Source organism: Mycolicibacter sp. MU0102, from assembly GCF_963378105.1.
GTDB classification, from domain to species: domain Bacteria; phylum Actinomycetota; class Actinomycetes; order Mycobacteriales; family Mycobacteriaceae; genus Mycobacterium; species Mycobacterium holstebronense.
In genome coordinates this window covers 702,891-728,565 of sequence record NZ_OY726398.1, presented here as the reverse complement: position 1 = coordinate 728,565, position 25,675 = coordinate 702,891, and the positions used below count along the sequence as shown (strand labels likewise).

The 25,675-nt window shown below is 67.8% G+C and carries 26 protein-coding genes and 3 tRNA genes; 11 read left to right on the top strand and 18 right to left on the bottom strand.

Translation table 11 applies throughout. The annotated features are described in order from the left end of the window. Positions 1–64 precede the first annotated feature (64 nt). A complete protein-coding gene (locus tag RCP37_RS03455) occupies positions 65–928 on the top strand; it encodes a cyclopropane mycolic acid synthase family methyltransferase (RefSeq protein ID WP_308485623.1) in 864 nt (287 codons plus the stop codon). A gap of 151 nt (positions 929–1,079) precedes the next feature. Next, a complete protein-coding gene (locus RCP37_RS03450; RefSeq protein WP_308485622.1) occupies positions 1,080–1,970 on the top strand; it encodes a cyclopropane mycolic acid synthase family methyltransferase in 891 nt (296 codons plus the stop codon). A 77-nt stretch (positions 1,971–2,047) separates the two neighbouring features. Here the strand turns inward: RCP37_RS03450 and rplA are convergent, their stop codons facing one another. From rplA to RCP37_RS03395, 11 genes are all read right to left on the bottom strand, one after another. Then, positions 2,048–2,755: a 50S ribosomal protein L1 gene (rplA, locus tag RCP37_RS03445; RefSeq protein ID WP_308485621.1), complete on the bottom strand. Its 708-nt coding sequence runs from the start codon at positions 2,753–2,755 to the stop codon at positions 2,048–2,050. A 70-nt stretch (positions 2,756–2,825) separates the two neighbouring features. Further along, positions 2,826–3,254 carry a 50S ribosomal protein L11 gene (gene rplK / locus RCP37_RS03440; RefSeq protein WP_024440984.1) on the bottom strand — a complete coding sequence of 143 codons (429 nt, stop codon included), beginning with the start codon at positions 3,252–3,254 and terminating at the stop codon, positions 2,826–2,828. Between the two features lie 25 nt (positions 3,255–3,279). Continuing rightward, positions 3,280–4,086 carry a transcription termination/antitermination protein NusG gene (nusG, locus tag RCP37_RS03435; protein ID WP_308485620.1) on the bottom strand — a complete coding sequence of 269 codons (807 nt, stop codon included), beginning with the start codon at positions 4,084–4,086 and terminating at the stop codon, positions 3,280–3,282. Positions 4,087–4,108: 22 nt separating this feature from the next. Further along, entirely contained in the window at positions 4,109–4,552 is a 444-nt protein-coding gene (secE, locus tag RCP37_RS03430) for a preprotein translocase subunit SecE (protein WP_308485619.1), read from the bottom strand. Between the two features lie 77 nt (positions 4,553–4,629). After that, positions 4,630–4,702: transfer RNA gene (locus tag RCP37_RS03425), tRNA-Trp, on the bottom strand. Positions 4,703–4,861: 159 nt separating this feature from the next. Then, positions 4,862–5,362 carry a (3R)-hydroxyacyl-ACP dehydratase subunit HadC gene (gene hadC, locus RCP37_RS03420; protein WP_308485618.1) on the bottom strand — a complete coding sequence of 167 codons (501 nt, stop codon included), beginning with the start codon at positions 5,360–5,362 and terminating at the stop codon, positions 4,862–4,864. 12 nt (positions 5,363–5,374) lie between these two features. After that, positions 5,375–5,803 (bottom strand): (3R)-hydroxyacyl-ACP dehydratase subunit HadB, encoded by a 429-nt coding sequence (gene hadB / locus RCP37_RS03415; protein WP_308485617.1) that lies wholly within the window; start codon positions 5,801–5,803, stop codon positions 5,375–5,377. Continuing rightward, a complete protein-coding gene (gene hadA, locus RCP37_RS03410) occupies positions 5,790–6,266 on the bottom strand; it encodes a (3R)-hydroxyacyl-ACP dehydratase subunit HadA (protein ID WP_308485616.1) in 477 nt (158 codons plus the stop codon). Before hadA ends, hadB begins: the two co-directional genes overlap by 14 nt. Before the next feature lie 12 nt (positions 6,267–6,278). Beyond that, complete coding sequence (gene rpmG, locus RCP37_RS03405; protein WP_024440978.1) at positions 6,279–6,446, bottom strand: 50S ribosomal protein L33; 168 nt, start codon at positions 6,444–6,446, stop codon at positions 6,279–6,281. Between the two features lie 37 nt (positions 6,447–6,483). Next, positions 6,484–6,557 (bottom strand) — tRNA-Met (locus RCP37_RS03400). Between the two features lie 39 nt (positions 6,558–6,596). After that, positions 6,597–6,669: transfer RNA gene (locus tag RCP37_RS03395), tRNA-Thr, on the bottom strand. A 293-nt stretch (positions 6,670–6,962) separates the two neighbouring features. On the opposite strand from RCP37_RS03395, the gene RCP37_RS03390 reads away from it, so the two are divergent. Together RCP37_RS03390 and RCP37_RS03385 are read left to right on the top strand one after the other, a co-directional pair. Continuing rightward, entirely contained in the window at positions 6,963–7,679 is a 717-nt protein-coding gene (locus RCP37_RS03390; protein ID WP_308485615.1) for an MBL fold metallo-hydrolase, read from the top strand. Positions 7,680–7,690: 11 nt separating this feature from the next. After that, positions 7,691–8,524, top strand: a complete 834-nt coding sequence (locus RCP37_RS03385) for a DUF8453 domain-containing protein (RefSeq protein WP_308485614.1) — start codon at positions 7,691–7,693, stop codon at positions 8,522–8,524. A 34-nt stretch (positions 8,525–8,558) separates the two neighbouring features. Here the strand turns inward: RCP37_RS03385 and RCP37_RS03380 are convergent, their stop codons facing one another. Genes RCP37_RS03380 through RCP37_RS03370 form a run of 3 tightly spaced genes read right to left on the bottom strand, consistent with a single transcriptional unit; the run spans position 8,559 to position 10,531 of the window. Then, a complete protein-coding gene (locus RCP37_RS03380; RefSeq protein WP_308485613.1) occupies positions 8,559–9,611 on the bottom strand; it encodes a patatin-like phospholipase family protein in 1,053 nt (350 codons plus the stop codon). Positions 9,612–9,620: 9 nt separating this feature from the next. Continuing rightward, positions 9,621–10,070 (bottom strand): cyanase, encoded by a 450-nt coding sequence (gene cynS, locus RCP37_RS03375; protein WP_465270684.1) that lies wholly within the window; start codon positions 10,068–10,070, stop codon positions 9,621–9,623. Positions 10,071–10,093: 23 nt separating this feature from the next. Further along, positions 10,094–10,531: an SRPBCC family protein gene (locus RCP37_RS03370; RefSeq protein ID WP_308485612.1), complete on the bottom strand. Its 438-nt coding sequence runs from the start codon at positions 10,529–10,531 to the stop codon at positions 10,094–10,096. A 44-nt stretch (positions 10,532–10,575) separates the two neighbouring features. Here RCP37_RS03370 and RCP37_RS03365 point away from each other — a divergent pair, with 44 nt between their 5' ends. Genes RCP37_RS03365 through RCP37_RS03350 form a run of 4 tightly spaced genes read left to right on the top strand, consistent with a single transcriptional unit; the run spans position 10,576 to position 13,119 of the window. Continuing rightward, positions 10,576–11,088, top strand: a complete 513-nt coding sequence (locus RCP37_RS03365; RefSeq protein WP_308485611.1) for a redoxin domain-containing protein — start codon at positions 10,576–10,578, stop codon at positions 11,086–11,088. Next, the gene (locus tag RCP37_RS03360; RefSeq protein WP_308485610.1) at positions 11,085–11,945 is read left to right on the top strand and encodes a cytochrome c biogenesis CcdA family protein; all 861 of its coding nucleotides are present in this window, start codon (positions 11,085–11,087) and stop codon (positions 11,943–11,945) included. Before RCP37_RS03365 ends, RCP37_RS03360 begins: the two co-directional genes overlap by 4 nt. A gap of 48 nt (positions 11,946–11,993) precedes the next feature. Further along, the gene (locus RCP37_RS03355) at positions 11,994–12,509 is read left to right on the top strand and encodes a hypothetical protein (protein WP_308485609.1); all 516 of its coding nucleotides are present in this window, start codon (positions 11,994–11,996) and stop codon (positions 12,507–12,509) included. Further along, a complete protein-coding gene (locus RCP37_RS03350; RefSeq protein ID WP_308485608.1) occupies positions 12,502–13,119 on the top strand; it encodes an RES family NAD+ phosphorylase in 618 nt (205 codons plus the stop codon). The genes RCP37_RS03355 and RCP37_RS03350 overlap by 8 nt, the downstream gene beginning before the upstream one ends. Positions 13,120–13,475: 356 nt before the next feature. On the opposite strand, the gene RCP37_RS03345 is transcribed toward RCP37_RS03350, so the two are convergent. Genes RCP37_RS03345 through RCP37_RS03330 form a run of 4 tightly spaced genes read right to left on the bottom strand, consistent with a single transcriptional unit; the run spans position 13,476 to position 17,064 of the window. Continuing rightward, on the bottom strand, positions 13,476–14,600 hold the full coding sequence (locus RCP37_RS03345; protein ID WP_308485607.1) for a 6-phosphofructokinase: 1,125 nt from the start codon (positions 14,598–14,600) through the stop codon (positions 13,476–13,478). Beyond that, the gene (locus tag RCP37_RS03340; RefSeq protein WP_308485606.1) at positions 14,597–15,763 is read right to left on the bottom strand and encodes a zinc-binding dehydrogenase; all 1,167 of its coding nucleotides are present in this window, start codon (positions 15,761–15,763) and stop codon (positions 14,597–14,599) included. The genes RCP37_RS03345 and RCP37_RS03340 overlap by 4 nt, the downstream gene beginning before the upstream one ends. Further along, complete coding sequence (locus RCP37_RS03335) at positions 15,760–16,578, bottom strand: cytochrome c biogenesis CcdA family protein (RefSeq protein ID WP_308485605.1); 819 nt, start codon at positions 16,576–16,578, stop codon at positions 15,760–15,762. Before RCP37_RS03335 ends, RCP37_RS03340 begins: the two co-directional genes overlap by 4 nt. Further along, a complete protein-coding gene (locus tag RCP37_RS03330) occupies positions 16,579–17,064 on the bottom strand; it encodes a disulfide bond-forming protein DsbE (protein WP_308485604.1) in 486 nt (161 codons plus the stop codon). Between the two features lie 71 nt (positions 17,065–17,135). Here RCP37_RS03330 and recC point away from each other — a divergent pair, with 71 nt between their 5' ends. The 3 genes from recC to recD are packed head-to-tail and all read left to right on the top strand — an operon-like array spanning position 17,136 to position 25,473. Then, positions 17,136–20,435: an exodeoxyribonuclease V subunit gamma gene (recC, locus tag RCP37_RS03325; protein ID WP_308485603.1), complete on the top strand. Its 3,300-nt coding sequence runs from the start codon at positions 17,136–17,138 to the stop codon at positions 20,433–20,435. Continuing rightward, positions 20,435–23,728, top strand: a complete 3,294-nt coding sequence (gene recB, locus RCP37_RS03320) for an exodeoxyribonuclease V subunit beta (protein WP_308485602.1) — start codon at positions 20,435–20,437, stop codon at positions 23,726–23,728. The genes recC and recB overlap by 1 nt, the downstream gene beginning before the upstream one ends. Beyond that, positions 23,725–25,473 (top strand): exodeoxyribonuclease V subunit alpha, encoded by a 1,749-nt coding sequence (gene recD / locus RCP37_RS03315; RefSeq protein ID WP_308485601.1) that lies wholly within the window; start codon positions 23,725–23,727, stop codon positions 25,471–25,473. The genes recB and recD overlap by 4 nt, the downstream gene beginning before the upstream one ends. Positions 25,474–25,675: the final 202 nt, after the last annotated feature.

Below are 25,675 nucleotides of genomic sequence, written 5' to 3'. Positions count from 1 at the left end.
AGACCGGCAACGGTAGTCTATGCACACCCTCCCCTCATTTAGAAGATCGCGAGTGAACTGAGCCATGCCCAAGCTGGAACCGAAGTACGAGGAACTGCAGTCGATCTACGACATCTCTAATGAGTTCTACGAGCTGTTCCTAGGTCCGACGATGGGCTACACCTGCGGGTTCTACCCCAACAAGGACACCACCTGCGACGAGGCCCAGATCGCCAAGTTCGACCTGGCGCTGGGCAAACTGGGCCTGGAGCCCGGCATGACCCTTCTCGACATCGGCTGCGGTTGGGGGGCCTGCATGCAGCACGCGTTGGAGAAGTACGACGTCAACGTCATCGGGCTCACCCTCAGTGGCGAGCAGCGCCAGTACGCCATCGACAAGCTGGCCAAGGTGGACACCAACCGCAACGTGGAGGTGCGCCTGCAGGGCTGGGAGGAGTTCACTGACAAGGTGGACCGGATCGTGTCGATCGGCGCGTTCGAGCACTTCGGCCGTGACCGCTGGCCGGCCTTCTTCGACATCACCTACAACGCGCTGCCCGACGACGGTCGGATGCTGCTGCACACCATCACCGCGATCAGCGGTCAGGACGAGGCGCAGGCCAAGGGCATTCCGATGACCATGTCGCTGGCCAAGTTCACGCTGTTCATCATGAGGGAGATCTTCCCCGGCGGGCAGCTTCCGTCGGCGTGGTTGCCGCGCAAGTACGCCGCCGACGCCGGTTTCTCTGTTACCCGCGACGACGAAATCGGGCCGCACTACGCACGCACCCTGGAGGACTGGGCGGCGATGTTGGCGGCCAACAAGGAGCGGGCGATCGAGGTGCAGGGCCAGGAGGCCTACGACCGCTTCGACAAGTACCTCAACGGCTGCGTGGCGCTGTTCCGCAACGGAAACACCAGCGTCCACCAGTACACCCTGCAGAAATAGTCGGATCGGCCTGCCGCGAGGCTTGGCCACATTTCACATCAACCGATTCACCCTCGACCCGCTAAGCTGCAACAGTTGACCGGCACGGAACTACAGAACGGCTATCACGGCCGGTCACAGCGGGTTTCATCAGGAAGGCAATCAGTCACAGATGGTGGACAAATCGACTCCGACCGCGGACATGCGCCCGAAATTTGAGAACATCCAGGCCCACTACGACCTATCCGATGACTTCTTCGCGCTGTTCCAGGACCCGACCCGCATGTACAGCTGTGCGTACTTCGAGCCGGCGGACGCCAGCTTGGAAGAAGCCCAACTGGCCAAGCTCGACCTGAACCTGGACAAGCTGGACCTGCGCCCGGGGATGACGCTGCTCGACATCGGTTGCGGCTGGGGTGCGACCATGCAGCGCGCCGTAGAGAAGTACGACGTCAACGTCATCGGCCTGACCCTGTCGAAGAATCAGCACGCCTACTCGCAGAGCCTGCTGGACGCCATCGACACCGACCGGTCACGTCGGGTCCTGCTGAAGGGGTGGGAACAGTTCGACGAGCCGGTGGACCGGATCGTCTCGATCGAGGCGTTCGAGCACTTCGGTTTCGAGAACTACGACAGCTTCTTCAAGAACTGCTACGACATCATGCCGGACGACGGCCGGATGACGATCCAGAGCAGCGTGGGCTTCCACCCCTACGAGCTCAACGCGCGCGGCAAGAAGCTGACGTTCGAGACCGCGCGGTTCATCAAGTTCATGCTGACGGAGATCTTCCCGGGCGGACGGCTGCCCACCACCCAGATGATGGTGGAACACGGCGAAAAGGCGGGTTTCACTGTGCCCGAAGCGCTTTCGCTGCGGCCGCACTACATCAAAACGCTCAGGATCTGGGGCGACGCACTGGAGGCCAACCACGCCGAAGCGGTCGCCATCCAGTCCGAAGAGGTCTACGAGCGCTACATGAAGTACCTGCGCGGCTGCGAGTACTACTTCGCCGATGAAGCGCTGGACGTCAGCCTGGTGACCTACACCAAGCAAGCGCCCTAGCCACGGGCAACGGCGCAAGAAGCCACACGAAAAAGCCCCCGCCACGCCGAAGCGTGCGGGGGCTTTTTCGTGGAGTCTTACTCAGCCGCGAAGTTGCGGGTGACGGCCGGGTCCACCGGAATGCCGGGGCCGGTGGTCGTCGAGATGGTGACCTTCTTGAGGTAACGGCCCTTGGACGACGACGGCTTGAGCCGCAGCACCTCGTCGAGGGCGGCGCCGTAGTTCTCCGCCAGCTTGGCCTCTTCGAACGACGCCTTGCCGATGACGAAGTGCAGGTTGGCCTGCTTGTCGACACGGAAGTTGATCTTGCCGCCCTTGATGTCGGCAACGGCCTTGGCGACGTCGGGGGTGACGGTGCCGGTCTTCGGGTTGGGCATCAGACCACGCGGGCCCAGCACGCGGGCGATACGGCCGACCTTGGCCATCTGGTCCGGGGTGGCGATCGCGGCGTCGAAGTCGAGGAAACCACCTTGGATCTTCTCGATCAGGTCGTCACTGCCGACCACGTCGGCGCCGGCGGCGATGGCCTGCTCGGCCTTCTCACCGACCGCGAACACCGCCACGCGGGCGGTCTTACCGGTACCGTGCGGCAGGTTGACGGTGCCGCGGACCATCTGGTCGGCCTTACGCGGGTCGACACCGAGCCGGATGGCGACCTCGACGGTGGCGTCCTGCTTGGTCGAGGACGTCTCCTTGGCCAGCTTGGCCGCCTGCAGCGGGGTGTAGAGGTTGTCGCGGTCCACCTTCTCGGCGGCGGCGCGGTAAGCCTTACTGGTCTTGCTCATTGGTTATCCAATCTCAGGTGGTTGGTTGTGGTTAACGGGCCGAAGCTGGCCCTCCCACGGGGTACTGCTACTACTCGACAGTGATGCCCATGGAGCGGGCGGTACCGGCGATGATCTTGGCGCCGGCCTCGATGTCGTTGGCGTTGAGGTCGGCCTTTTTGGTCTCGGCGATCTCGCGCACCTGGTCCCAGGTCACCTTGGCGACCTTGGTCTTGTGCGGCTCGGCCGAGCCCTTGGCGATGCCGGCAGCCTTGAGCAACATCCGTGCCGCGGGCGGGGTCTTGAGCGCAAAGGTGAAGCTGCGGTCCTCGTAGACGGTGATCTCCACGGGGATGACGTTGCCGCGCTGGCTTTCCGTCGCGGCGTTGTACGCCTTGCAGAACTCCATGATGTTCACGCCGTGCTGACCAAGCGCGGGTCCGACCGGCGGCGCGGGGTTGGCCTCGCCAGCCTTGATCTGAAGCTTGATAAGCCCGGCGACCTTCTTCTTCGGGGCCATGAGGGGGTGTTTCCTTTCCTACGTACTAAATCTTGGAGACCTGGGTAAAGCCCAGTTCCACTGGTGTCTCGCGACCGAAGATGGACACCAGCACCTTGAGCTTCTGCTGCTCGGCGTTGACCTCGCTGATCGAGGCGGGCAGCGTGGCGAACGGGCCGTCCATGACGGTGACCGACTCGCCGACCTCGTAGTCGACCTCGATGACCGGCCGCTCCAGACCGCCCTCGGAGGCCGCCGCCGCCGTGCTCGCCGTGCCACGCGCCTGCTTCTTCGCCGCACCCTGCGGCAGCAGGAACTTGACCACGTCGTCCAGTGGCAGCGAGGTCGGCCGCGAAGTGGCGCCGACGAACCCGGTGACGCCCGGCGTGTTACGCACCGCGGACCACGAGTCGTCGGTCAGGTCCATCCGAACCAGGATGTAGCCCGGCAGCACCTTGCGATTGACCTGCTTGCGCTGGCCATTCTTGATCTCGGTGACCTCTTCGGTGGGCACTTCCACCTGGAAGATGTAGTCGCCGACGTCGAGATTCTGCACACGGGTCTCGAGGTTGGCTTTCACCTTGTTCTCGTACCCGGCGTAGGAGTGGATTACGTACCAGTCACCCGGCTTGGAGCGCAGTTCGGCCTTCAGCGCCACCGCGGGGTCGAGTTCCTCGGCCGGCTCGTCCTGGGCCGCCTCGGCATCCTCGGGGGCCTCGGTGTCCTCAGCCTCAGTGGCCTCGGTCTCGGCGGACTCGGTGGCCTCCAGTGCGGAGTCCTCAGCGGAAACCTCGGTGGTCTCCGCCACGTCGACCGGCTCGCCCGCGGGCGTATCGCCGTCGAAGGTAGTCACGGTTTCAGTCCTTCCTATAACTTCACTCGCCGAACACCAGCAGCACCAGCCGGGCCCATCCGTAGTCTGCCCCGGCGACCAACGCCACCATGAAGACCAGGAAGGCCAGCACCACCGCGGTGTAAGTGACCATCTGCTTGCGGTTCGGCCAGATCACCTTGCGAAGTTCGCCGACGACCTGCTTGAGGAAATTCAGAATGAAGACGAACGGGTTGCGCGAAGGCCCTTCAGGCTGCTTCTTAGCCTTCTTTTTGGCCTTCGCGGCGTCTTCCGCGTCCAATTCGGTAGCCGTGGATTCCACGTCGCCTGCGCCATCATCGGCACCACGACGCCGCGAACGCTTGCCGGTTGGCCGCAGCGGGTCGCCGACCTGCCTGCTCACCACGGCCGTGCGACTGCTGCTGCCGGATTCGGCATCGCGATCGCCGTCGGCTGCGGCGTCGGGACGGTCGAGCTCGTCGGTCACCGCATGCTCCTTCGTTGTTCGCGCTTACCTCATTGCCGTACCGCGCATGGTGTCCAGTGTCCACCATGGCACGTCAGCAGGGGCGACAGGACTTGAACCTGCAACCTGCGGTTTTGGAGACCGCTGCTCTGCCAGTTGAGCTACGCCCCTTCGCGGTTGGCGCACCAACCTGCGGGTTCGGATGCTTCACCTGTTCACCGTCTCCGGCTCACACAATTCGCGCGCCCCCCGTTCGCATCACGGAAAGCGCGCTAATGCTGGGAAAACCCCGAAGTCCGAGTGTACCTCGCCGCTACGGCCAGTTACTAATCAGGCTGTTCGGACGACCTGACCGGATTCGGCGTCCCACCGGAGGTTGACCGAATCGTCGCCGTCGTGACCCATCATTGTGGTGAACGCTTCGAGCACCACATCGCCATGCTGGTTGGTCAAGATGTTGCGGGTCGTCACGATGTCAGCACCGAAACGCTCAACGACCGAGGCGATCTCCATTCGGGCGTACAGCGTGTCGCCGGCCTTGATCGGCTTGATGTATTTGAAGCCCTGGTCGACCTGGACCATCTGCATGGTGGTGTACCCGGTGTCGACATGGCGGAAGAAGTCGGACTGCACCAGCTTCGCCAGAATCGCCACAAAGGTCAGCGGCGCCACCAGCGAGTCGTGGCCCAGCTTGGCCGCCTCCGCCTCGTCGAAACAGGCAGGGTCCTCAGCCTTGATAGACCGGGAGAATTCGCGGATCTTCTCGCGCCCCACCTCGAACGACTCGGGGTAGCGCCAGATCATGCCTCGGATATCAGTTTTGATCGCCATCGCTGCGCGCCCCTAGGCCAGCTTGGCCGAGGCGACCGCCCGCCCGAAGATCTTCTTGCCACCGGTGGTGGCGGTGATCGCAATGGTCACCAGCTTCGATTCGGTGTCGACAGACTTCACCCGGCCGCTGAAGGTGATCTCAGCGCCCTTGCCATCGTTGGGCACCGGCACCACCGAGGTGAAACGCACGTTGTATTCGGTCACCGCGCCCGGGTCGCCGACCCAAGCCGTGACGTAGCCGCCGCCGAGCCCCATGGTCAGCATGCCGTGAGCAATAGCGGTGTCCAGGCCCACCTGCTGGGCGATCTCGTCGTCCCAGTGAATCGGGTTCAGGTCGCCGGACACGCCGGCGTAGTTGACCAGATCCTGCCGCGACAGCGGGATGACCCGCTCGGGCAGCTGATCGCCGACCTTGACCGAACTGAACTCACGCAACGCCATCGGTGAAACCCTTATCTCCCTCGCCGGCGCGGCCCGCCAACGTCGTATATGTCTTCTGCACGATTTCACCGGCGTGGTTGGTGACCACCTGCTGGGTCACGATGATGTCGGTGCCGTGCGCGCGGCGAACGGAGTCGACCGACACGTCGCAATACAGTCGGTCGCCTTCCTTGATCGTCTGGTAAAACTCGATCTTCTGGTCGACCTGGACGATCTGAGCGTCGTCGGTGGTGACACCGCAATATTCGAAGAAACCCGAAATCGCCATGTGGCCGAACACCGAGATGAAGGTCAGAGGGGCCACCAGCCCGTCGTAGCCGAGGTCAGCTGCCGCCCGCAGGTTAAGACTGGCCGGGTCCACCGCCTTGACCGCGCGGGTGTATTCGCGGATCTTCTCCCGTTCCACGTCGTAGTGGTCGGGATAGCGGTAGTGCGCCCCGACGAGGCGGTCGGCCAACGACACGACTCGACCTACTTAGCGAGATTCGCGGTGCGACTCGTGCTTGCCGCAGTTGGGGCAGAATTTCTTCAGCTCCAGCCGGTCGGGGTCGTTACGGCGGTTCTTCTTGGTGATGTAGTTGCGGTGCTTGCACACCTCACAGGCCAAGGTGATCTTCGGCCGCACATCAGTACTGGAGGCCACGTCTGTCGTCCTTCTTCACATGTCGAATTGCTTGCAGTAGCGGTGGGGAGGCTCGATCTCCCGACCTCACGATTATGAGTCGTGCGCTCTAACCAGCTGAGCTACACCGCCCCGATCGGCGCTAGTCGGCGCACCGACTGGCGTCCACCGAGCCCCCTAACGGAATCGAACCGTTGACCTTTTCCTTACCATGGAAACGCTCTGCCGACTGAGCTAAGGGGGCGGTCACCCACAGCGACCCTTTCGGGTGCTGCAAGCCTGTAGAAGGTTACAACCTTGCCCACGAGGTCACCAAACCGCGACGACAGGCGCTGGCCAGAGCCCGTTTGGCTTAGTGGGGACTTAGCGCGGCGATCTGCTGCGCCCGGCTTCGCCGCGCTTGCAATCGCCTGGTCCTATGGCGGCGATCTGCTGCGCCCGGCTTCGCCGCGCTTGCAATCGCCTGGTCCTATGGCGGCGATCTGCTGCGCCCGGCTTCGCCGCGCTTGCAATCGCCGCTGCCTTAGGCTGGAGGGCGTGCCCGAATCCGACCGGCTGTATTTCCGCCAGCTGCTCTCCGGACGCGATTTCGCGGCCGGTGACCCGATAGCCGCCCAGATGCGCAACTTCGCCTACCTGATCGGCGACCGGCAGACCGGCGACGCCGTCGTGGTCGACCCGGCCTACGCCGCCGGCGATCTGCTCGACACGATCGAGGCCGACGGTATGCACCTGTCGGGCGTACTGGTCACCCATCACCACCCCGATCACGTCGGCGGCAAGATGATGGGCTTCGAACTCAAGGGCCTGGCCGAACTGCTGGAACGAGTCTGCGTCCCAGTTCACGTGAATACCCATGAAGCACAGTGGGTTTCGCGGGTGACCGAAATTCCGATGTCGGATCTGACCGCGCACGAACATGGCGACAAGGTGAGCATCGGCGACATCGAGATCGAGCTGCTGCACACACCCGGCCACACTCCCGGCAGCCAGTGCTTCCTGCTGGACGGTCGACTGGTCGCCGGCGACACCTTGTTCCTGGAGGGCTGCGGGCGAACCGACTTCCCGGGCGGCGACTCCGACGAGATGTACCGCAGTCTGCAGCAGTTGGCCGCCCTGCCGGGAGACCCGACGGTGTTCCCCGGCCACTGGTATTCGGCCGACCCGAGCGCGGCACTTTCCGAGGTGAAGCGATCCAACTACGTATTCAGCGCCGGAAGCCTGGACCGGTGGCGCATGCTGATGGGCGGATGAGGGGATAGCTGATGGGATCAGTTGAGGACCGCTTGTACGACGTCGCGCACGCGGGCGCGGACACCTGGCTGGCCTGGGCCGCCTGGCTGGCCATCGCCATCACCGTGCTGGCGCTGTTCTATTTGAACCGTCAACTGCAGCGCAACCGCCGGTTGGCCGCCGAGCAGACCCGCCCGCACGTGGCGATGTTCATGGAGCCGCACGCCGCCGATTGGCACGTCATCGAGCTGGTGGTCCGCAACTTCGGCAAGACCGCCGCCTACGACATCCGATTCGCGTTCGACCAGCCACCGACGGTGGCCCGCTACGAAACCGCCTCGGACGGCTACGCCGACGTCGTCGCGCTGCAACTGCCCGAAGAACTGACGCTGCTGGCGCCAAACCAGGAATGGCGAACGGTGTGGGACTCGGCGATCGACCGGGCCGAGCTTGGTGAGGGCATCGAGTCACGGTTCACCGGCACGATCAGCTACGCAGACAGCCCCGACGAGCCCAAGGGCTGGTTCGGGCGGCGGGGCAAGCAGCCGCGGTACGAGAACAAGGTGGTCCTCGACTGGGGTGACCTGCCCCCGGTGCGGCGGGTCGAGTTGATGACGACGCACGACCTGGCCAAGCGCGAGAAGCAGAAGCTGGAGCTGCTGCGCAGTCTGCTCAGCTACTTCCACTACGCCAGCAAGGAGACCCGCCCGGACGTGTTCCGCGGCGAGATCGAGCGGATCAACGGCGCAGCCCGCGAGATCCAGGACCGATTGCGCGGTCGCGAGCAGCTGGAAGCGGCCGGCAACACCGACATCACGGTGCGGCTCGGTGACGCCAGCGCCGAGTTGGGCAAGCACCGCCCGTAGACCCGAAGCTGGAACCGCCGCACAAGCACCGGCATCAGTCGCTTCTGGCTGAGCCCTGGCTTGGGTAGTGCGACGCCCGAAACCGGCGCAGGTAGGCGTCCCAGTCCCAGGTCGACAAGAACTCGCTCGCTGCGGTGTAGCCGTTGTCGTAGAGCTTCTCGAGCCGGTCGCGGGAGATGTCGAAGTCCAGCACGCTGACATCGGTGGAGTTGACCTTGATGGCGCGCACACTGACCCACGGCTGGTTCAGGTAGGTCTGGTCGTGGCCGACCAGCATGGTGCTGATCAGGTTCTCCAGCAGCAGTGACTGTCCGAACAGCCGCAGCGGCCGCAGCACCGGAACCATGGCGCCGATCCCGTCGGACATCTCCGGGACCACGGTGACCCCGAACGTGGGCCACAGCGGTGCTCGGCCGTCGAGCCGGTCGAAGGTGTAGATCGGGAAGTTCGACAGCACCCCACCGTCGACCAGGGTGGAGCGCAACCCGGCTGCGCTGGTCAGCGTCACCGGGCGGTAGAAGAACGGGACGGCCATCGAGGCGCGCACCGCGTCGGCGACGGACTGTTCGTCGGGATCGAGCCCGTACACCCGCCGGTAGTCCCATGGCAGCCGAACCAGCTGCCCGGTCGTCACGTCGGTGACGGTGACCACGGCGCGGTAGCGGCGCTCGGGCATCAGGTTGTCGGCGGGGTAGGCCAGATCTCCCCAGGTCCTCACCCCCAGGTTCGCCAGCTCACTGCGGATCCACTCGTGAGCGACGTCGCCGCGGTAGAGGGCGCTGTCGCGCAGGAACCCCCACACCGGTCCGACCACCGGGATCGGCCCCGCGTCGCGCCAGGTGTGCAGCGGTACCGACAGCGCCAGGTCTTTGACCTGTGCCGCGGTCAGCTGGTCGCCCTGGGCCGCGGCGGCCAGAATCGTGCCCACCACCGAGCCGCCGGACACCCCGGAGATGCGCTGCACCGAGTAGCCGGCCTCCATCAGCGCGACCACCGCTCCGACCAGCCCGACGAAGCGCACTCCCCCACCGGACAGCACCAGGTCGGCGGTCAGCGGTTGGGTGTCACGCGCTCGACGAGTGGCCATCGACTGGCGCTAGTCCGCTGAATTCCATTCGTAGGGAAGGAATTTACCGTCGAAGGTGATGACCACTCGGTCACCGCCGGCGTGCGGTTTGCGCTCGATGTCCATGCTGAAGTTGATGGCGCTCATGATGCCGTCGCCGAACTGCTCGTGGATCAATTCCTTGATCGCCGGGCCGTAAACGCCCACCGCTTCGTAGAGCCGGTAGATGGTCGGGTCGGTGGGCGGCCCAGTGAGCCCGCCGCGCACCGGTACCGCGGCCAGTACCGGCACCACCGCCGGGTCCAGTCCGAGCAGGCTCGCGAGGACCTTGCCCGATTCGGCGGGAATGGGATGCTGGCCCAGCAGAGCCGAGGTGGTCCACACGACCGGCTTGTCGATCGCGTCGGCCAACTCCTGCCAGGTCAGTCCCTTGGCGAGGCGGGCGGCGATGATCTGCTCGGTGATCTGGCTTCGGTTCATGGCTTCCAGCATGCCTGCCGCGCTCACTGTTCGAAATAGCGACGCAGGTTCTCCCACATCGCGGCGTGGGAACTGCCGCCGTCGCGCAGCACGGTCTTCATCAACATCCGTGGGGCACTGATGTCGACCAGTTCGTGCAGACGGGTGCCGCCGGCATGCGGGCGCACCGCCATGGTCGACCACATCTCGATACCCGGCCGCTGCAGGGTGTGGGTGCGGATCTCGTCGGGCGCGCTTTTGCGCAGGTCCACCCGGCAGGTGAACCGGATCGGTATTCCGTAGAGACGCATGCGATGCGGGGCCAGGTATCGGGTGACGCCGTCGGCGCCGCCAGGGATCTGCCGCACGTCCACCAACATCGGGTGCAGGGCTTCGTAGTTGACCAGATCGGCCAGAAACGCCGCAACGGCCTCGGGCGGCGCAGCGATGTCGGCGGTGTGCTCTAGGCGTCCGCGTGCCATGGCAGCACCTTAGCCCCGCAGGTTGCGGTGGCATACTCGCCGGTATGCCGCACGACAAGGCCTCGGGGCGTCGCCAATCGGCCGTACTGCTCATGGCTGTGGCGGCGATAGCCGTACTGCTCTTCGGCTGCGGATCGCAAACCCGGGCCGAGAACACCCAACTTGATTTCGCCGCCCAAACCCTCGACGGCCGACCATTTTCCGGCGCGAGCCTGGTCGGCCGGCCGGCCGTGTTGTGGTTCTGGGCGCCCTGGTGTCCGCTGTGCCAACGGGATGCACCGATGGTCGCTCGGCTGGCCGCCGCGCACCCCAAGGTGACGTTCGTCGGCGTGGGCGCGCAGGACCGGCTCGACGCGTTACGGGCGTTCGTCGACAGGTACGGCGTCGACGAGTTCACCGAGTTGGCCGACACCGACGCCGCGGTGTGGGCCCGGTTCGGCGTGACGCGACAGCCGGCGTACGCCTTCATCAGACCGGACGGCCGCATCGAGGTAGTGACGGGCTCGCTGGCCGAAGCCGAGCTGAACAGGCGGCTGCAGGCCCTGACGGGTTCGTGATCGACACCGCCGCACTCAGCTTTGCCCTGGGGGCAGGGCTGGTGGCGGCGCTGAACCCGTGTGGATTCGCTTTTCTCCCCGGCTATCTGGGTCTGGTGATCGCCACCAGCCGTGACACCTCACGACCGGTCGCACTAGCCCGAGCAGCGCTGGCGACGATGGTGATGGCTACCGGATTCCTGACGGTGTTCGGAATCTTCGGATTGGCCGTCTCGCCGTTGATCGCTTCGGCGCAGCAGTATCTGCCGTTCGCCACCGTGGTGATCGGCATGGCGCTGCTGGCGATGGGCGTCTGGCTGTTGTCCGGCCGCGAGATCCCACTGCTGCTGCCCGGGACGGCGGGCGGGACACCCACGGCACGTCTGGGGTCGATGTACGGCTACGGCGTCGGCTACGCCGTGGCGTCACTGTCCTGCACGATCGCGCCGTTTCTGGCGGTGATCAGCACGACGTTTCGGCAAGGTTCGACGGTGGCCGGGGTGTTGGCGTTCATCGCCTACGCGGCGGGTATGAGCATCACCGTCGGCGTTGCGGCGCTGGCGGTGGCTGTGACGGGGTCTACTGCCAGCTCCGCGTTGCGGCGGGTGCTGCCGTACGTGGGACGCATCGCCGGGGTGATTGTGCTGCTGACCGGGTTGTACGTCAGCTATTACGGCTACTACGAAATCCGCTTGTACTTCGCCGGGGGCGATGCCGATGATCCGGTGGTCGGCGCGGCGGGTGCCGTGCAGTCCTGGTTGGCCGATCAGGTCGACGCACTGGGTGTTTGGCCGCTGCTGGGTGCGATCGTGGCGCTGGTGGCCGGCGCACTAGGCTGGCGAGCGCTGCGACGCCGGCACCGGGCCACGCCCGACTGATTGTTTCGATTGTTTCAATCTTGGGTAGCGACGGGTAGTATTGGGCGCATGCCCACCGCCGTCGCCCCGATCGCCCGTCAGGTCGCCGAACGCGCCCGCACCGACGCCGGGTTCGCCCTGGTCCTCGACGCGCTGCTGGAGGCACCCACGGCACCGCAGGGCACATTGGAGCGCATCGCCGCCCACGCCCTGAACGACCAGCGCCGCGCGGCCCTCGTCGATGACTTCGTGGCCGGGGCGCTGCCCACCCCGAAGGTCCAGGATCTCCTGCGGCTGGGCACACCGCAGGCGGTGCACCGGCTGCGCAGCCGAGGCAAGCTGATCGGCGCGGCCGTGGGCAACCAGACCTGGTTCCCGGCCTGGCAATTCGACGACGCCCGGCTGCGCCCGGAGCTGCCCGACATCCTGGAACTGCTCGGCCGGTTCACCACCGACCCGCTGGCCGCCGACCGCATCATGCGGCTCACTCATGACGAATTGGGCGGAGTCTCGATCGCCGAGGCGCTGCGCCACAGCGAGACCGCGCCGGCCGCGCGTCGACTGCTCACCTCGCTCGGTGCCTGAACTCCCGGCCGGCTATCGGGCGCCCCTGCCCGATGCCCGGCCCAGCGGGCTGCGCCGCCGGCGGATCGCTGCCGGCTCAGAGCTGTGGCGCCTCGACGCCGAGCATCCCGACCAGTGGACCTGGGGCGGTTTCGGTCAACCGCGTTATCGCTTCGATCCACCGTCGGGTGGGTTCCGCACCCGTTACGCGGCAACCGATCTCGTCGGCGCGTTCCGGGAACGCTACCGACTGACCGGGCTGATGATCCCCGGCGATCACGCCCGCCACCACCTGGTGCGACTCACCGCCGTCCGACACCTGCGGGTGCTCGATCTGCGCACCGAGCGCAATCTGGATGCGCTCGGCGTCGACGACCAGATCAGCACCGGCCAGCACGACGCGGTGTGGGCCACCTGCCAGCACCTGGCAGATGCCCTGCGGCGCTGGTGGCCCGAGCCCGACGAGTGCCCGGACGCGATCGTCTACCGCTCGCGCACCACCCCGGAGACTTCGGTCAACTACGCGTTCTTCGACGTCGGCGCATTCGCGGTCGAGTGCTGGCCGCTCGCCGAACGACCGGAGGTGACCGCGGATCTGATACTGCGGCACGGGTTTACCGTCGCGTACTGAGCCCGAGACCGACCGCCCCACCCGTCACAGGCCCGGGGGATGCGGGCGTGTGCCCGGCTCTGAGCGACAACGTCGGTTATGTCAACTGACGTTTGGCGCGCCGGCGCCCACTTTCCCGCCCGGGCCCTTCTTCTGCCTGACATAACACCGCTTGTCGCTCAGAGGCGGGCACACACCACACCGCCGCCCACGCGTGACGCCTGAGGCAGACGTGACCGAGCCCCGGCGCTCAGCCCGGCTTCGTCGCGGTGACCAACCGGGTCGAAGTCCACGGCCCGCCGTACCACATTCGCCAGCCCAGCGGCACCCGGTGAAACGATCCGTCGATGCCGCAGTCACCGCCACGCCGGCCCACCTCAGTCCCGGCGAAGGCTCTCGTCGCCGAACCTGATACCCAGGTCGCGGGCGGTCTGGATCGAATCACAATCCAGCGGAACGGTTTTCTGCTGCCGAGTGGCATCAGCCAACGGCACGTAATCCACTGTCGGCGGGTTGAGCGCCACCATCACGCCACTGTGCCCCTCGTCGAGGGCCCGCACCGCGGCAGCGCCGAACCGCAGCCCCAACAGCCGGTCCACCGATGTCGGCGAACCGCCGCGCAGCAGGTGCCCGAGCACCACGGCACGAGACTCGCGCCCGGTGAGCGCCTCGAGTTCGGCGGCAACCTTGGCGCCCACCCCGCCCAGGCGTTCGGCCTGGCCCACCGCCTTTCCCGCCACCGTGAGCTCGCCATCCACCGGCTTGGCGCCTTCGGCGACGCAGACAATCGAGTACGTCGAACCCCGTTGTGCGCGTTCGCTGATCAGCTCGGCCACCGGTTCAAGCCGATACGGGATCTCCGGGAGCAGGATGGCATGCACCCCGGACGCCAGCCCGGCGTGCAGCGCGATCCAGCCGGCGTAGCGACCCATCACCTCCACCACGATGATCCGGCTGTGCGAGGTCGCGGTGGAGAACAACCGATCGATGCACTCCGAGGCGAAACCGACTGCGCTGTCGAAGCCGAACGTCGCCGCGGTGCCTTCCAGATCGTTGTCGATGGTCTTGGGCACCCCGACCAGCCGCAGCCCAGCCTCGTGCAGGTGGTTGCCGATCGCCAGGGAACCGTCGCCGCCGATGGTGATCAGCGCATCGATCTCGTGCGCTGCGATGCGCTCGAGCAGCTCGTCGGTGCGGTCCTGTTCACTCCAGCTGCCGTCGGGCTGCTGTACCGGGTACGCGATCGGGTTGCCGCGGTTGGTGCTGCCCAAGATGGTGCCGCCCTGGTGGATGATGCCGCGCACTCGGTTACGGGTTAGCTCGATCAGTCCGCCGTCGGGGTATTCGTCGCCCAGCAGCAGCCCGTTGTAGCCGTCGCGGATCCCGACCACGTCCCAGCCCCGGCTTCGGCCGGCGAGGGTGGCGGCGTAGATGACGGCGTTGAGGCCGGGCGCGTCACCGCCACCAGTGCTGATCGCGATGCGCTTGATGCTCGCCGTCACCCCTGGACCTCCCCCACCGGGCTCTTGGGATCGATCAGGATCTTGGCGTGCCGGTCCGGGTCACCGAGCACGTCGAACGCGTTCGCCACCCCGCCCAGTCCGACGGTGCCGGTGATCAGCGGTGAAACGTCGACCTTGCCCTCGGCGATCATGTGCAGGGTGTCGCGGAATTCCATTGGTGTGTATCCCAATACGAACCGCAGGTCGGTTTCCTTGTTGATCGCGATCGCCGGCCGGAACGCGTCGGTTCCCATGCAGACCCCGACCACGACCACCCGGGAGAACAGTGGCGCGCCGGCGATGATGCCGTCGATGACACCCGGTACCCCCACGCATTCGAAGATCACTGGGCGGTTGGGGGTGGCGGCGCCGACGGCTTCGGCGGCCCGCCAGACGTGCCACCACGGCAACCGCGCCTTGTACAGCTTTTCGACGGTGCCCACCGCCAGGCCCAGCGCATCCGGCGCTTTCTCCAGGTGCCCGTGGCCCGCTGCCGCCGCATACGGCGAGTCCTGTGCCGGGTCGACGACGATGTCGGCGCCGCATCGGGTGGCCAGCGCGCGCCGACCGGGCGAGAAGTCGCTGGCGATCACCGTGCGTACGCCGCGCGCCTTGAGCATGCACACCACCGCCAGGCCGATGGGTCCGCAGCCGATCACGATCGCCACGTCGCGTTTGCGCACCTCGCCGCGCCGCACGGCATGCCAGGCGACCGCCATCGGCTCGGTGAGGGCGGCCGCGTCCACCGACAGCCCGTTGGGAACCGGCAGGGCCAGCGACTGCTCGACGAGCATCTGTTCGGCGTAGCCGCCCGGCGCCGATTCCGACAGCCCGACCGCATGGACGTCCTCGCCGCGCCGCAACAGTGGGATCGCGACCACCCGGGTGCCGGGCCGCGGCGCCTTGCGGGTGCGGGGACCGTGATCGAGCACTTCGCCGCAGACTTCGTGCCCGAGCACCACCTGCTGGTTCGAGCGCATGAAGCCGTCGTATCCGGTCGCGGCCATGACATCGGCGACCTCGTCGCAGTGCTGGCGAGCGTGCAGATCAGATCCGCAGATGCCGCACCGCAGCACGTCGATGAGGAGCTGGCCTCTGGCCGGGATCGGAGTGGGTAGGTCGACGAGCTCGAGTTCGCTGTTGCTGCAGCTGACGGCTTTCACAATTTCCAGCCTACGAGGGCGCCCACCAGGAGGATCGCCAACACCGCCAGCCACGGCCAGGCTCCGTAGTGGTGCACCCACCCGGCGAGCGTGCCCTGTAGCCGTCCGGCGGCGGCCAGCACCGGATCGTCGGCGCGGGCGTCGCTCTCGAACAGGCGAACATCGTGGTAGCCGTAGTAGCCGACGTAGAGTCCGACGGCCACCAGCAGCGCGCCGCTGATCCGGCTGGCGTAGCGGGTGATTCGGCGCATCCGATCGATCAGCGCGGAGCGAGCCAGCGCCACCGCGATCGCCAATACCCCGACCAGTAGTCCGAACCCGGCCGCATACGCCAGATAGACCGTCACCGCGTCGCGGCCACCGCGCAAGGCCGCGCCGGTGACCGCCAGAAACGGGCCGATCGTGCAGCCCAGCGACGCGCAGGCGTAGCCCACCCCGTAGCCGAGCATCGACCCGATCCGGGCGGTGGGCGCCCATCGTCCGCCGAACGAGGCGACCGCGAGCCGGCGGCCCGCCAGCAGCCAAACCCCGAGCGCGACCAGCACGATGCCGATCACCACCGTGGCGTACGGCAGGTAGCGCTCCACCCGCGTGGACACCGTGACGGTGAGCAGCCCAAAGGTGCCGAACACCGCCAGAAAGCCCAGGGTCATCGCCGCGGTAGCCGCCAAGGCCCGACCCACTGCCTCCCACCCACTGGCCCGCTCGCCGCGCACCACCAACGCCAGGTAGGCGGGCAGCAAGGCGAAGCCGCACGGGTTCAGGGCCGCCACCAAGCCTGCGGCGAACGCCAGTGCCGGCAGGTTCTGGTTCACCTACGTCAGCGCCGCTACCCGGTCGGCCAACTCCTGTTGCGACATCGCCGAAGTCGGGTTGTTCACGAAGGTCGAGGTGCCATCGGAGCGCTCGAAGACGTACGCGGGCTGCCACGGCACGCCGAAACGCGCCCAGATCGAGCCGTCGGCGTCGTTGAGATTGGTGAAGTTCAGGTGGTACTTGGCCGCGAAGTCCTGCATCGACGCCACATCCGAGCGCCCCGCCACCCCGATGAAGGTCACCCGGGGGTTGGCGGCAGCGACCTGGCTCACCGAAGGCGCCTCGGCGTTGCAGAACGGGCAACTCGGTCTCCAGAACCACAGCACCGCGGGTTTGCCCTGCAGGCTGGCGCCATTGAATGGAGCCCCATCAATAGTTGTGGTGGTGAACTGCAACCGGTCGTCGGCGGCGGTGGCGGACGGCGGGGCGGCCAGCCCGACAATCAGTGCGGCGACAGCGGCCAGTACCAGCGTGTAGATCCTCATGTAAGGCACCACGAACCCGACCGGCCGATGGTTCAGCCCAAGCGTCGGGGCCGCGGTTTAGGGTGGCCGCGATGGCACTGCACCTGCACCGCGCCGAGCGCACCGACGTCCTCGCCGACGGCCTCGGTGCGTTGTTGGCGACGCCGCCGGCCGACCCGTTCGCCCAGGAACTGGTGCTGGTGCCGGCGCGCGGGGTCGAGCGCTGGCTGTCCCAGCGCCTGTCCCATGTGTTGGGTGCCGGTCCCGGCGGCGACGGGGTGTGCGCCGGCGTGGAGTTTCGCAATCCGAGCTCGCTGATCGCCGAGATCACCGGCGCCGGCGACGACGATCCGTGGTCGCCGGATGCCATGACCTGGCCGCTGCTAGCGGTGATCGACGCGAACCTGCAGGCGCCCTGGTGCGCCACGCTGGCAAAGCATTTGGGCCACGACGACCCCAGCGAAGAAGGTGAGCTGCGCCGCGGCCGGCGCTATGCGGTGGCGCGCCGGCTGGCCGGATTGTTCGCCTCCTATGCCCGGCAGCGCCCGCAGTTGCTCGTCGACTGGAGCGCCGGCCAGGCCACCGACGGTGCCGGCGGCGCGTTGCACGACGATTTGGGCTGGCAACCGCCACTGTGGCGGGCGCTGGTGGCTGCCATCGGGATCGATCCGCCGCACGTTCGGCATCGCGATACGGTCGAGCGGCTGCGCCGGACGCCGACCGACACGCTGCCGGCCCGGCTGTCGTTGTTCGGCCACACCCGCTTGGCGTGCACCGACATCGAGTTGCTGGAAGCGCTGGCCGCCCATCACGACCTGCATCTGTGGTTGCCGCATCCCTCCGATGCACTGTGGCGCGCGCTCGGCGACGTGCACGGCGCCGTTGCGCGTAGCGACGACGAAACCCGGCACCGGGCACACCATCCGCTGCTGGAGACCCTGGGCCGCGATCTGCGGGAGTTGCAGCGCGGCCTGCCCGCTGCGCCCGACAGCGACGAATACCTGCGTGCCACAACGCGACCGGACACGCTCTTGGGTTGGCTGCAATCCGATCTGGGCGCCAACGCACTGCGCCCCGAGGGCCGCAACCGCGCCGCATCCGACCGCTCGGTACAGGTGCACAGCTGTCACAGCCCGGCCCGCCAAGTCGACGTGCTGCGCGAAGTCCTGCTCGGGCTGCTGCACGACGATCCGACGCTGGAGCCCCGTGACATCGTGGTGATGTGCCCCGACATCGAAACCTATGCGCCGTTGATCGTCGCCGATTTCGGGCTGGGCGAGCTGGCCGGTGATACCCACCCGGCGCATCGGTTGCGGGTGCAGCTCGCCGACCGGGCATTGACCCAGACCAATCCGCTGCTGGCGGTGGCGGCCGAACTGCTCGAGATCGCCGGCAGTCGCGCCACCGCCACGGCGGTGCTCAACCTCGCCCACACCGACCCGGTGCGGGCACGCTTCGGCTTCACCGACAACGATCTGGCCCAGATCACCACCTGGGTGCGTACCGCCAACATCCGCTGGGGTTTTGACCCGCACACCCGCGAGCGCTACGGGCTGTCGCACATCGTGCACAACACCTGGCGTTTCGGCCTGGATCGCATCCTGACCGGGGTGGCGATGTCCGATGATTCGCAGGCCTGGCTGGATACCGCGCTCCCCCTCGACGACGTCGGCAGCAGTCAGGTGGAGCTGGCCGGAAAGCTAGCCGAGTTCGTCGCACGGTTGCAGTCGGTGGTCGACAAGCTGGACGGCACGCGCCCGCTGGCGGAGTGGATCGCCGCGCTGCGCGACGGGGTCGCCGAGCTGGCCGATGCCGGCACGGATGCCTGGCAGAGCGCGCATCTGCAGCGGGAGTTGGCGCAGGTGCTCGACGACGCCGCGGCCCGTAGCGACACCGAGCTGCGGCTGCCCGATGTGCGGGTGTTGATGGCCGGGCATCTGGCCGGGCGCCCGACCCGGGCCAACTTCCGCACCGGAACACTGACGGTGTGCACCATGGTGCCGATGCGGTCGGTGCCACACCGGGTGGTGTGCCTGCTGGGGGTCGACGACGGGGTGTTCCCCCGGCTGGACCTGCCCGACGGCGACGACGTGCTGGCGCGGCGCCCGATGACCGGGGAACGTGACATCCGTTCTGAGGACCGGCAATTGCTGTTGGATGCGATCACCGCCGCCACCGACAAGCTGGTGATCACCTACACCGGCGCCGACGAACACAGCGGCCACCCGCGTCCGCCCGCCGTCCCGCTGGCCGAGTTGATCGACGCCCTGGACCAGACCACGCCGCAGCCGGTGCGCGAACACCTTGTTGTGGAGCATCCGCTGCAGCCGTTCGACGTCAAGAACGTCGAACCCGGCCGGCTGATCCCCGATGTGCCGTTCACGTTCGACCCGACCGTGCCGCTGGCCGCCAGAGCCGCCGCCGGAACCCGCCGTGCCGCACCGCGGTTCATTGCCGAGCCGCTGCCTGCACCGCCGCCGGGAGACGTTGCGCTCGTCGACCTGCTGAAGTTCTTCAAGGACCCGGTCAAGGGCTTCTTCAGTGCGCTGAACTACACGCTGCCGTGGGAGGTCGACGAGGTCGAAGACGGTATGCCCGTCGAGATCGACGCGCTTGGCGAATGGGCGGTGGGCAATCGAATGCTGCACGACATGCTGCTGGGCACCGACCCCGCCAATGCCATCGCGGCCGAGTGGCGGCGCGGCAGCCTGCCGCCCGGGCAACTGGGCTGGCGCACCGCCAAACAGATCCGGGACCGAGTGGTGCAATTGGCGGCCGCGGCGCTCGAGCATCGCCAAGGTGCTCCGGCGACCTACGACATCGATCTGGACCTTGGGGGTGGGCGCCGGCTGACCGGCACCGTCACCCCGGTATTCGACGCCACCACCGTGTCGGTCAACTACTCCAAGCTGCGGGACACCCACCTGTTGCAGGCCTGGATTCCGCTGGTGGCGCTGGCCGCCCAGCGTCCCGACGTCGAGTGGACCGCTCGCTGCATCGGCCGGGACCGAGGCGGCGAACGCGCCCTGCAGCGGGTGTTCGGGCCGCCACCCAACCCGGTCGAAACGCTGCGGGAGCTGTTGTGGCTCTACGACATCGGGCGCTGCGAACCGCTGCCGCTGCCGATCAAGACGTCGTTCGCGTGGGCCGAGAAACGTCACGCGGGTCGCGACCCGGTTTGGTATGCCAGCAGCAAGTGGGCCACCCAGCGCTATCCCGGCGAGGACGCCGAACCCGCCAGCGTCCGGGTCTGGGGACCGCGCGCACCGTTCGACGTGCTGGCTGGCCCGCCACGCCCGGGTGAGGAGATCGACGGCGAGGACACCCGGCTGGGCGCCCTGGCGGCCCGGCTGTGGCTGCCGCTGCTGCGCGCGGAACGGCGGATGCGCTGATGGAACGCTTCGATCTGCTGGGCCCGCTGCCGGCCCGCGGCACCACCACGGTGCTGGAGGCCAGCGCCGGCACCGGCAAGACGTTCACGCTGGCCGGCCTGGTGACCCGCTATCTGGCCGAGGGGCACGCCACGCTGGACGAGATGCTGCTGATCACCTTCAGCCGCGCAGCCACCCGGGAGTTGCGTGACCGGGTGCGTCGCCAACTGGTGGAGACATTGGCCGCCCTCGACGGCACAGCCGCGCAGCAACCCAACGATCTGGTCGCGCATCTGTGCAGCGGCAGCGCCGACGAGCGGGAGCTGCGCCGGCGCCGATTGCGTGATGCGTTGGCCGGTTTCGATGCCGCGACCATCGCCACCACCCACCAGTTCTGTCATCTGGTGCTGAAATCGCTGGGTATCGCCGGTGACACCAGCGCCGGCGTCGAGTTGGTGGAAAGCCTTGACGACCTGGTGATCCGGGTCGTCGACGACCTGTACCTGGCCAAGTTCGGCACGCAGCGCGACGAGGTGGCACTGAGCTACGCCGACGCACTGAAACTGGCGCGGGTGGTGGTCTCCGACCCGTATGCCCAACTGCGCCCGCAGGATCCCGAACCCGACACGATGGCCGAGGTGCGGCTGCGCTTCGTCGACGCGGTCTGCACCGAATTGGAGCTGCGCAAACGCCAGCTCGGCGTGTTGGGATACGACGACCTGCTGCGTCGGCTGGCTGGTGCGTTGGAACCTCAAGATTCGCCGGCCCGCGAACGGATGCGGCAACGCTGGCCGATCGTGATGGTCGATGAGTTTCAAGACACCGACCCGATCCAGTGGCAGGTGATCGAACGCGGCTTCGTCGGGCATTCGGCGGTGGTGCTGATCGGCGACCCCAAGCAGGCGATCTACGGGTTCCGCGGCGGCGACATCTACACCTATCTGCGGGCGGCCCGCACCGCCGGGCAGCAGCGCACCCTGGCGGTGAACTGGCGCAGCGACTCGGCGCTGGTAGATGCGCTGCAGACCGTGATGGGTGGTGCGGCACTGGGCGATCCGCAGATCGTGGTCCACGACGTCGAGGCCGCGGTCGGCGGGTCCCGGCTGGCCGGCGCGCCCAGCACCGCGCCGTTCCGGCTGCGGGTGGTCGGCCGCGCGACTTTCGGCGTCAGTGCGGACCGGGTGGTGCCCATGCCCAAGCTGCGTCGCCACATCCCCGATGATCTGGCCGCCGACGTCGCCGCCTTGTGGGCCAGCGGCGCGACTTTCGACGGCCGGCCGATCGGCCCGGGTGACGTGGCGGTGATCGTCGAGAACAGCAAGGATGCGGCCGCCTGCCAAGAAGCCTTGCTGCGGGCCGGGATTCCTGCGGTGTTCACCGGCGACGCAGACGTGTTCTCCTCGGCTGCGGCCGCCGACTGGTTGTGTCTGCTGGAGGCGTTCGAAGCGACCCACCGCGCCGGGCTGGTGCGGGCCGCCGCGGCGACGGTGTTCTTCGGCCACACCGCCGCCGCACTGGCCGAGGGCGGTGACGCGTTGACCGACCAGGTGGCGTCGACCTTGCGGGATTGGTCCGACGAGTTGCGGTTACACGGGCCGGCCGCGGTATTCGAGGCGGCGCAGTTGGCCGGGTTGAAGCGCCGGCTGCTCGGCGAGTACGGCGGGGAACGCACCATGACCGATCTGGCGCATGTGGCGCAGCTGCTGCACGAGGCCGCGCACCGCGATCGGCTCGGCCTGCCGGCATTGCGGGATTGGTTACGTCGCCGGTGCACGGAAGGTACGGGCGGCGGGCAGCACAACCGTCGGCTGGACTCCGACGCCGCCGCCGCGCAGATCCTGACGGTGTGGGGCTCCAAGGGCTTGCAGTTCCCGATCGTGTACCTGCCGTTCGCATTCAACCGGCACATGTTCGACGAGGCCATCCCGCTCTACCACGAAGCCGGTGTCCGCTGCCGGCATGTCGGCGGCCCGGACAGTTCCGATCACACCGAGGTGCAGCGGCTGAGCCTGGCCGAGGCCGCCCGCAACGACATTCGGCTCGCCTATGTGGCGTTGACCCGGGCGCAGTCGCAGGTGGTGGCGTGGTGGTCGGCTTCCTACGACGAGCCCAACGGCGGCCTATCTCGGCTGCTGCGGGGCCGGTGCCGCGGTGAGGCGCCGGTGCCGGACCGCTGCGAGCCGAAGCCCTCCGATGACGAGGCCCTGAGTTGCTTTCGGGAGTGGGAGGCCGCCGGGGGTCTGGTCATCGAGGAATCGGTGATCGCCCCGTTGGCCCCGGTCGCCCCGCCGCAGCCTCCAGATAACTTGGAAGCACGACACTTCCACCGGCACATCGATACCGGCTGGCGGCGCACGTCGTATTCCGGGCTGATCCGGCATGCCAGTGAGGACGTGGCAGGTGCGGCGTCCGGGGTGCACAGCGAACCGGAGTTGACCGCCCGCGACGACGAGGCCGACGACGTTCCCGTGGCGGTGGCGGCGCCGCCGGTCGGCGCCGATCTCGTCTCGCCGATGGCCGAGCTGCCCGCGGGGGCGGCGTTCGGTTCGCTGGTGCACGCCGTGTTGGAGACCGCCGATCCGTTCGCCGCCGACCTGGCGGCCGAGCTGGAGGCCCAGGTACGCGAGCACGCGGCCTGGTGGTCGGTGGACGCCGAGCCTGCCGTATTGGCCGCCGCGCTGGTGCCCTTGCACGACACCCCGTTGGGGCCGCTGGCCGGCGGGCTGACCCTGCGCGACATTGGCACCCGAGACCGGTTGCGGGAGCTGGACTTCGAGATTCCGCTGGCCGGCGGGGACGTTCGGGGCGTGGCACCGGACGTGCGGCTGGCCGAGGTCGGGATGCTGTTGCGCGAGCATTTGTCCGCCGACGATCCGTTCGCTCCGTATGCCGACCGGCTGGCGACCGAGGCACTGGGTGGCCAGCCGCTGCGCGGCTATCTGTCCGGGTCGATCGATGTGGTGCTGCGGGTGCCCGAGCAGCGCTTCCTGGTGGTCGATTACAAGACCAACCGGCTCGGCGACACCGCAGCCGACTACGGCTTCGATCGGCTCACCGCGGCGATGCTGCATTCGGACTATCCGCTGCAGGCGCTGCTGTATACCGCGGTGCTGCACCGGTTCCTGCGCTGGCGACTGCCCGGCTACGACCCCGAGCAGCATCTGGGTGGGGTGCTGTATTTGTTCGTGCGCGGGATGTGCGGGCCGGACACCCCGGTGGTCGATGGGCATCGTGCCGGGGTGTTCGACTGGCGGCCGCCGACGGCGCTGGTGGTGGCATTGTCGGACCTGTTGCACGCAAGGCGGGCGGCATGAGCGAGTTGTTGGAGTGGCGAGTGGCCGCGCGCGCCACCGGGCTGTTGCGGGAATTCAATCAGGCTGGCGTGCTGGATGCCGCCGATGTGCATGCTGCGCAACGCATCACGGCGTTAGGTGGTGAACCTGATGAGACCGTGGGCTTGGCGCTCGCGCTGACCGTGCGGGCGCTGCGGCACGGCTCGGTGTGCCTGGATCTGGCGTCGGTGGCCGCCGACACCGACGACGCAGAGGTGTCCTGGCCCGAGCCGGGGGCTTGGCTGGCCGCGGTGCGAGACAGCCAGCTGGTGCAGGCACAGGTGCTGAGGGTCTATGACATTCCCTCTGGCGGGCTGCTCTACCTCGACCGGTATTGGCGCGAGGAGAAGCAGGTCTGCGCGGACCTGTTGGCGTTGTCGGCGCCGGGGACGGTACCGGCGGAACTGCCGGCCTTTGAGCGACTTTTTCCGCCCGGCAAGTTCGATGAGCAGCGTGCGGCCGCCGAAATCGCGTTGTCGCAGCCGGTTACGGTGCTCACCGGCGGGCCGGGCACCGGCAAGACGACCACGGTGGCGCGCTTGTTGGCGCTGTTGGCTGAGCACGCCGAACGGTCGGGGACGCCCGGGCTGCGGATCGCGTTGGCCGCCCCGACCGGTAAGGCCGCGGCCCGCCTGACCGAGGCGGTTGCCGCCGAGGTGGCCGAGCTGGAGCCGGTGGATCAGGTGCGGCTGGCCGGACTGGGTGCGACCACGCTGCACACGCTGTTGGGTTCGCGGCCGGATAGCTCGGTGCGGTTCCGCCACGATCGGGCCAACCGGCTGCCGCACGATGTGATCGTCGTCGACGAGACGTCGATGGTGTCGCTGACGCTGATGGCCCGGCTGCTGGAGGCGATGCGCCCGGATGCCCGGCTGATTCTCGTGGGCGACGCCGACCAGCTGGCGTCGGTGGAAGCCGGTGCGGTGCTGGCCGATCTGGTCGACGGGCTCGCGGCGCGACCGGACACCCGGGTGGCGACGCTGCGGACCTCGCACCGATTCGGCGAGTCGATCGGGGCGCTGGCGGTGGCGATCCGCGACGGCGACGCCGACCAGGCGATCGCGCTGCTGGCCGCCGGCGGCGAGCACGTGGAGTGGATCGATACCGACCACGCGGGCGACGTGGCCGAGCGGTTGGCGGTGCTGGTGGTGCCCCACGCGTTGGCGGTGCGCCAGGCCGCGCTGCTCGGTGATGCCACGGCAGCGGCGGCGACGCTGGACGAGCACCGGCTGTTGTGTGCGCACCGGGAGGGCCTGCATGGGGTGCGGCACTGGAACCAGCAGATCCGCCGCTTGGTGGCCGAGCAGACCGGTGATCCGATGTGGACCGAGTGGTATGCGGGACGGCCGTTGCTGGTGACCGCCAATGACTACGGGCTTGGGCTGCGCAACGGCGATACCGGGGCGGTGGTGGTCCGCAACGAGGGGCTGCGCGCGGTGATCTCGACGGCGTCCGGGCCACTGGAGTTCGCCACCAGCCGGCTCGCCGAGGTCGAGACCATGTACGCGATGACGATCCACAAGAGCCAGGGCAGCCAGGCCGGCGAGGTGACCGTGCTGATGCCGCCCGTCGAGTCGCGGCTGTTGACCCGCGAGTTGTTCTACACCGCGGTGACCCGGGCCAAGACGAAGGTGCGGGTGGTGGGGTCGGAGGCCTCGGTGCGGGCGGCGCTGGGCCGTCGGGTGGTGCGCGCGTCCGGGCTGGCGTTGCGGCTGCGGGAGGCGTGAGGTTTCTCGGGCAGTACCCGGTGCCGGGCCCGGAGCTGATTCCGCGCTGGTACCGGGCCGGTTAGTCGCTGGTGCCGGGCTGTTAGGCGCGTTGCCGGGCCGGACCATGTGGACCGTTGCCCGCCTTTGAGCGACAAGTCGCACCCACCCCGCGCGACCCGCGGGCTTGTCGCTCAAAGGCGGGCACCTCCCCCATCCCCGC

Coding starts and splice junctions, on each gene's coding strand:
- recB (WP_308485602.1), top strand. CDS start 20,435: ATGGAACGCTTCGATCTGCTGGGCCCGCTGCCGGCCCGCGGCACCACC.
- RCP37_RS03355 (WP_308485609.1), top strand. CDS start 11,994: ATGCCCACCGCCGTCGCCCCGATCGCCCGTCAGGTCGCCGAACGCGCC.
- RCP37_RS03380 (WP_308485613.1), bottom strand. CDS start 9,611: ATGGCCACTCGTCGAGCGCGTGACACCCAACCGCTGACCGCCGACCTG.
- rplA (WP_308485621.1), bottom strand. CDS start 2,755: ATGAGCAAGACCAGTAAGGCTTACCGCGCCGCCGCCGAGAAGGTGGAC.
- RCP37_RS03450 (WP_308485622.1), top strand. CDS start 1,080: ATGGTGGACAAATCGACTCCGACCGCGGACATGCGCCCGAAATTTGAG.
- rplK (WP_024440984.1), bottom strand. CDS start 3,254: ATGGCCCCGAAGAAGAAGGTCGCCGGGCTTATCAAGCTTCAGATCAAG.
- RCP37_RS03455 (WP_308485623.1), top strand. CDS start 65: ATGCCCAAGCTGGAACCGAAGTACGAGGAACTGCAGTCGATCTACGAC.
- RCP37_RS03370 (WP_308485612.1), bottom strand. CDS start 10,531: ATGGCACGCGGACGCCTAGAGCACACCGCCGACATCGCTGCGCCGCCC.
- cynS (WP_465270684.1), bottom strand. CDS start 10,070: ATGAACCGAAGCCAGATCACCGAGCAGATCATCGCCGCCCGCCTCGCC.
- recC (WP_308485603.1), top strand. CDS start 17,136: ATGGCACTGCACCTGCACCGCGCCGAGCGCACCGACGTCCTCGCCGAC.
- hadC (WP_308485618.1), bottom strand. CDS start 5,362: ATGGCGATCAAAACTGATATCCGAGGCATGATCTGGCGCTACCCCGAG.
- RCP37_RS03365 (WP_308485611.1), top strand. CDS start 10,576: ATGCCGCACGACAAGGCCTCGGGGCGTCGCCAATCGGCCGTACTGCTC.
- RCP37_RS03385 (WP_308485614.1), top strand. CDS start 7,691: ATGGGATCAGTTGAGGACCGCTTGTACGACGTCGCGCACGCGGGCGCG.
- recD (WP_308485601.1), top strand. CDS start 23,725: ATGAGCGAGTTGTTGGAGTGGCGAGTGGCCGCGCGCGCCACCGGGCTG.
- hadB (WP_308485617.1), bottom strand. CDS start 5,803: ATGGCGTTGCGTGAGTTCAGTTCGGTCAAGGTCGGCGATCAGCTGCCC.
- RCP37_RS03330 (WP_308485604.1), bottom strand. CDS start 17,064: ATGAGGATCTACACGCTGGTACTGGCCGCTGTCGCCGCACTGATTGTC.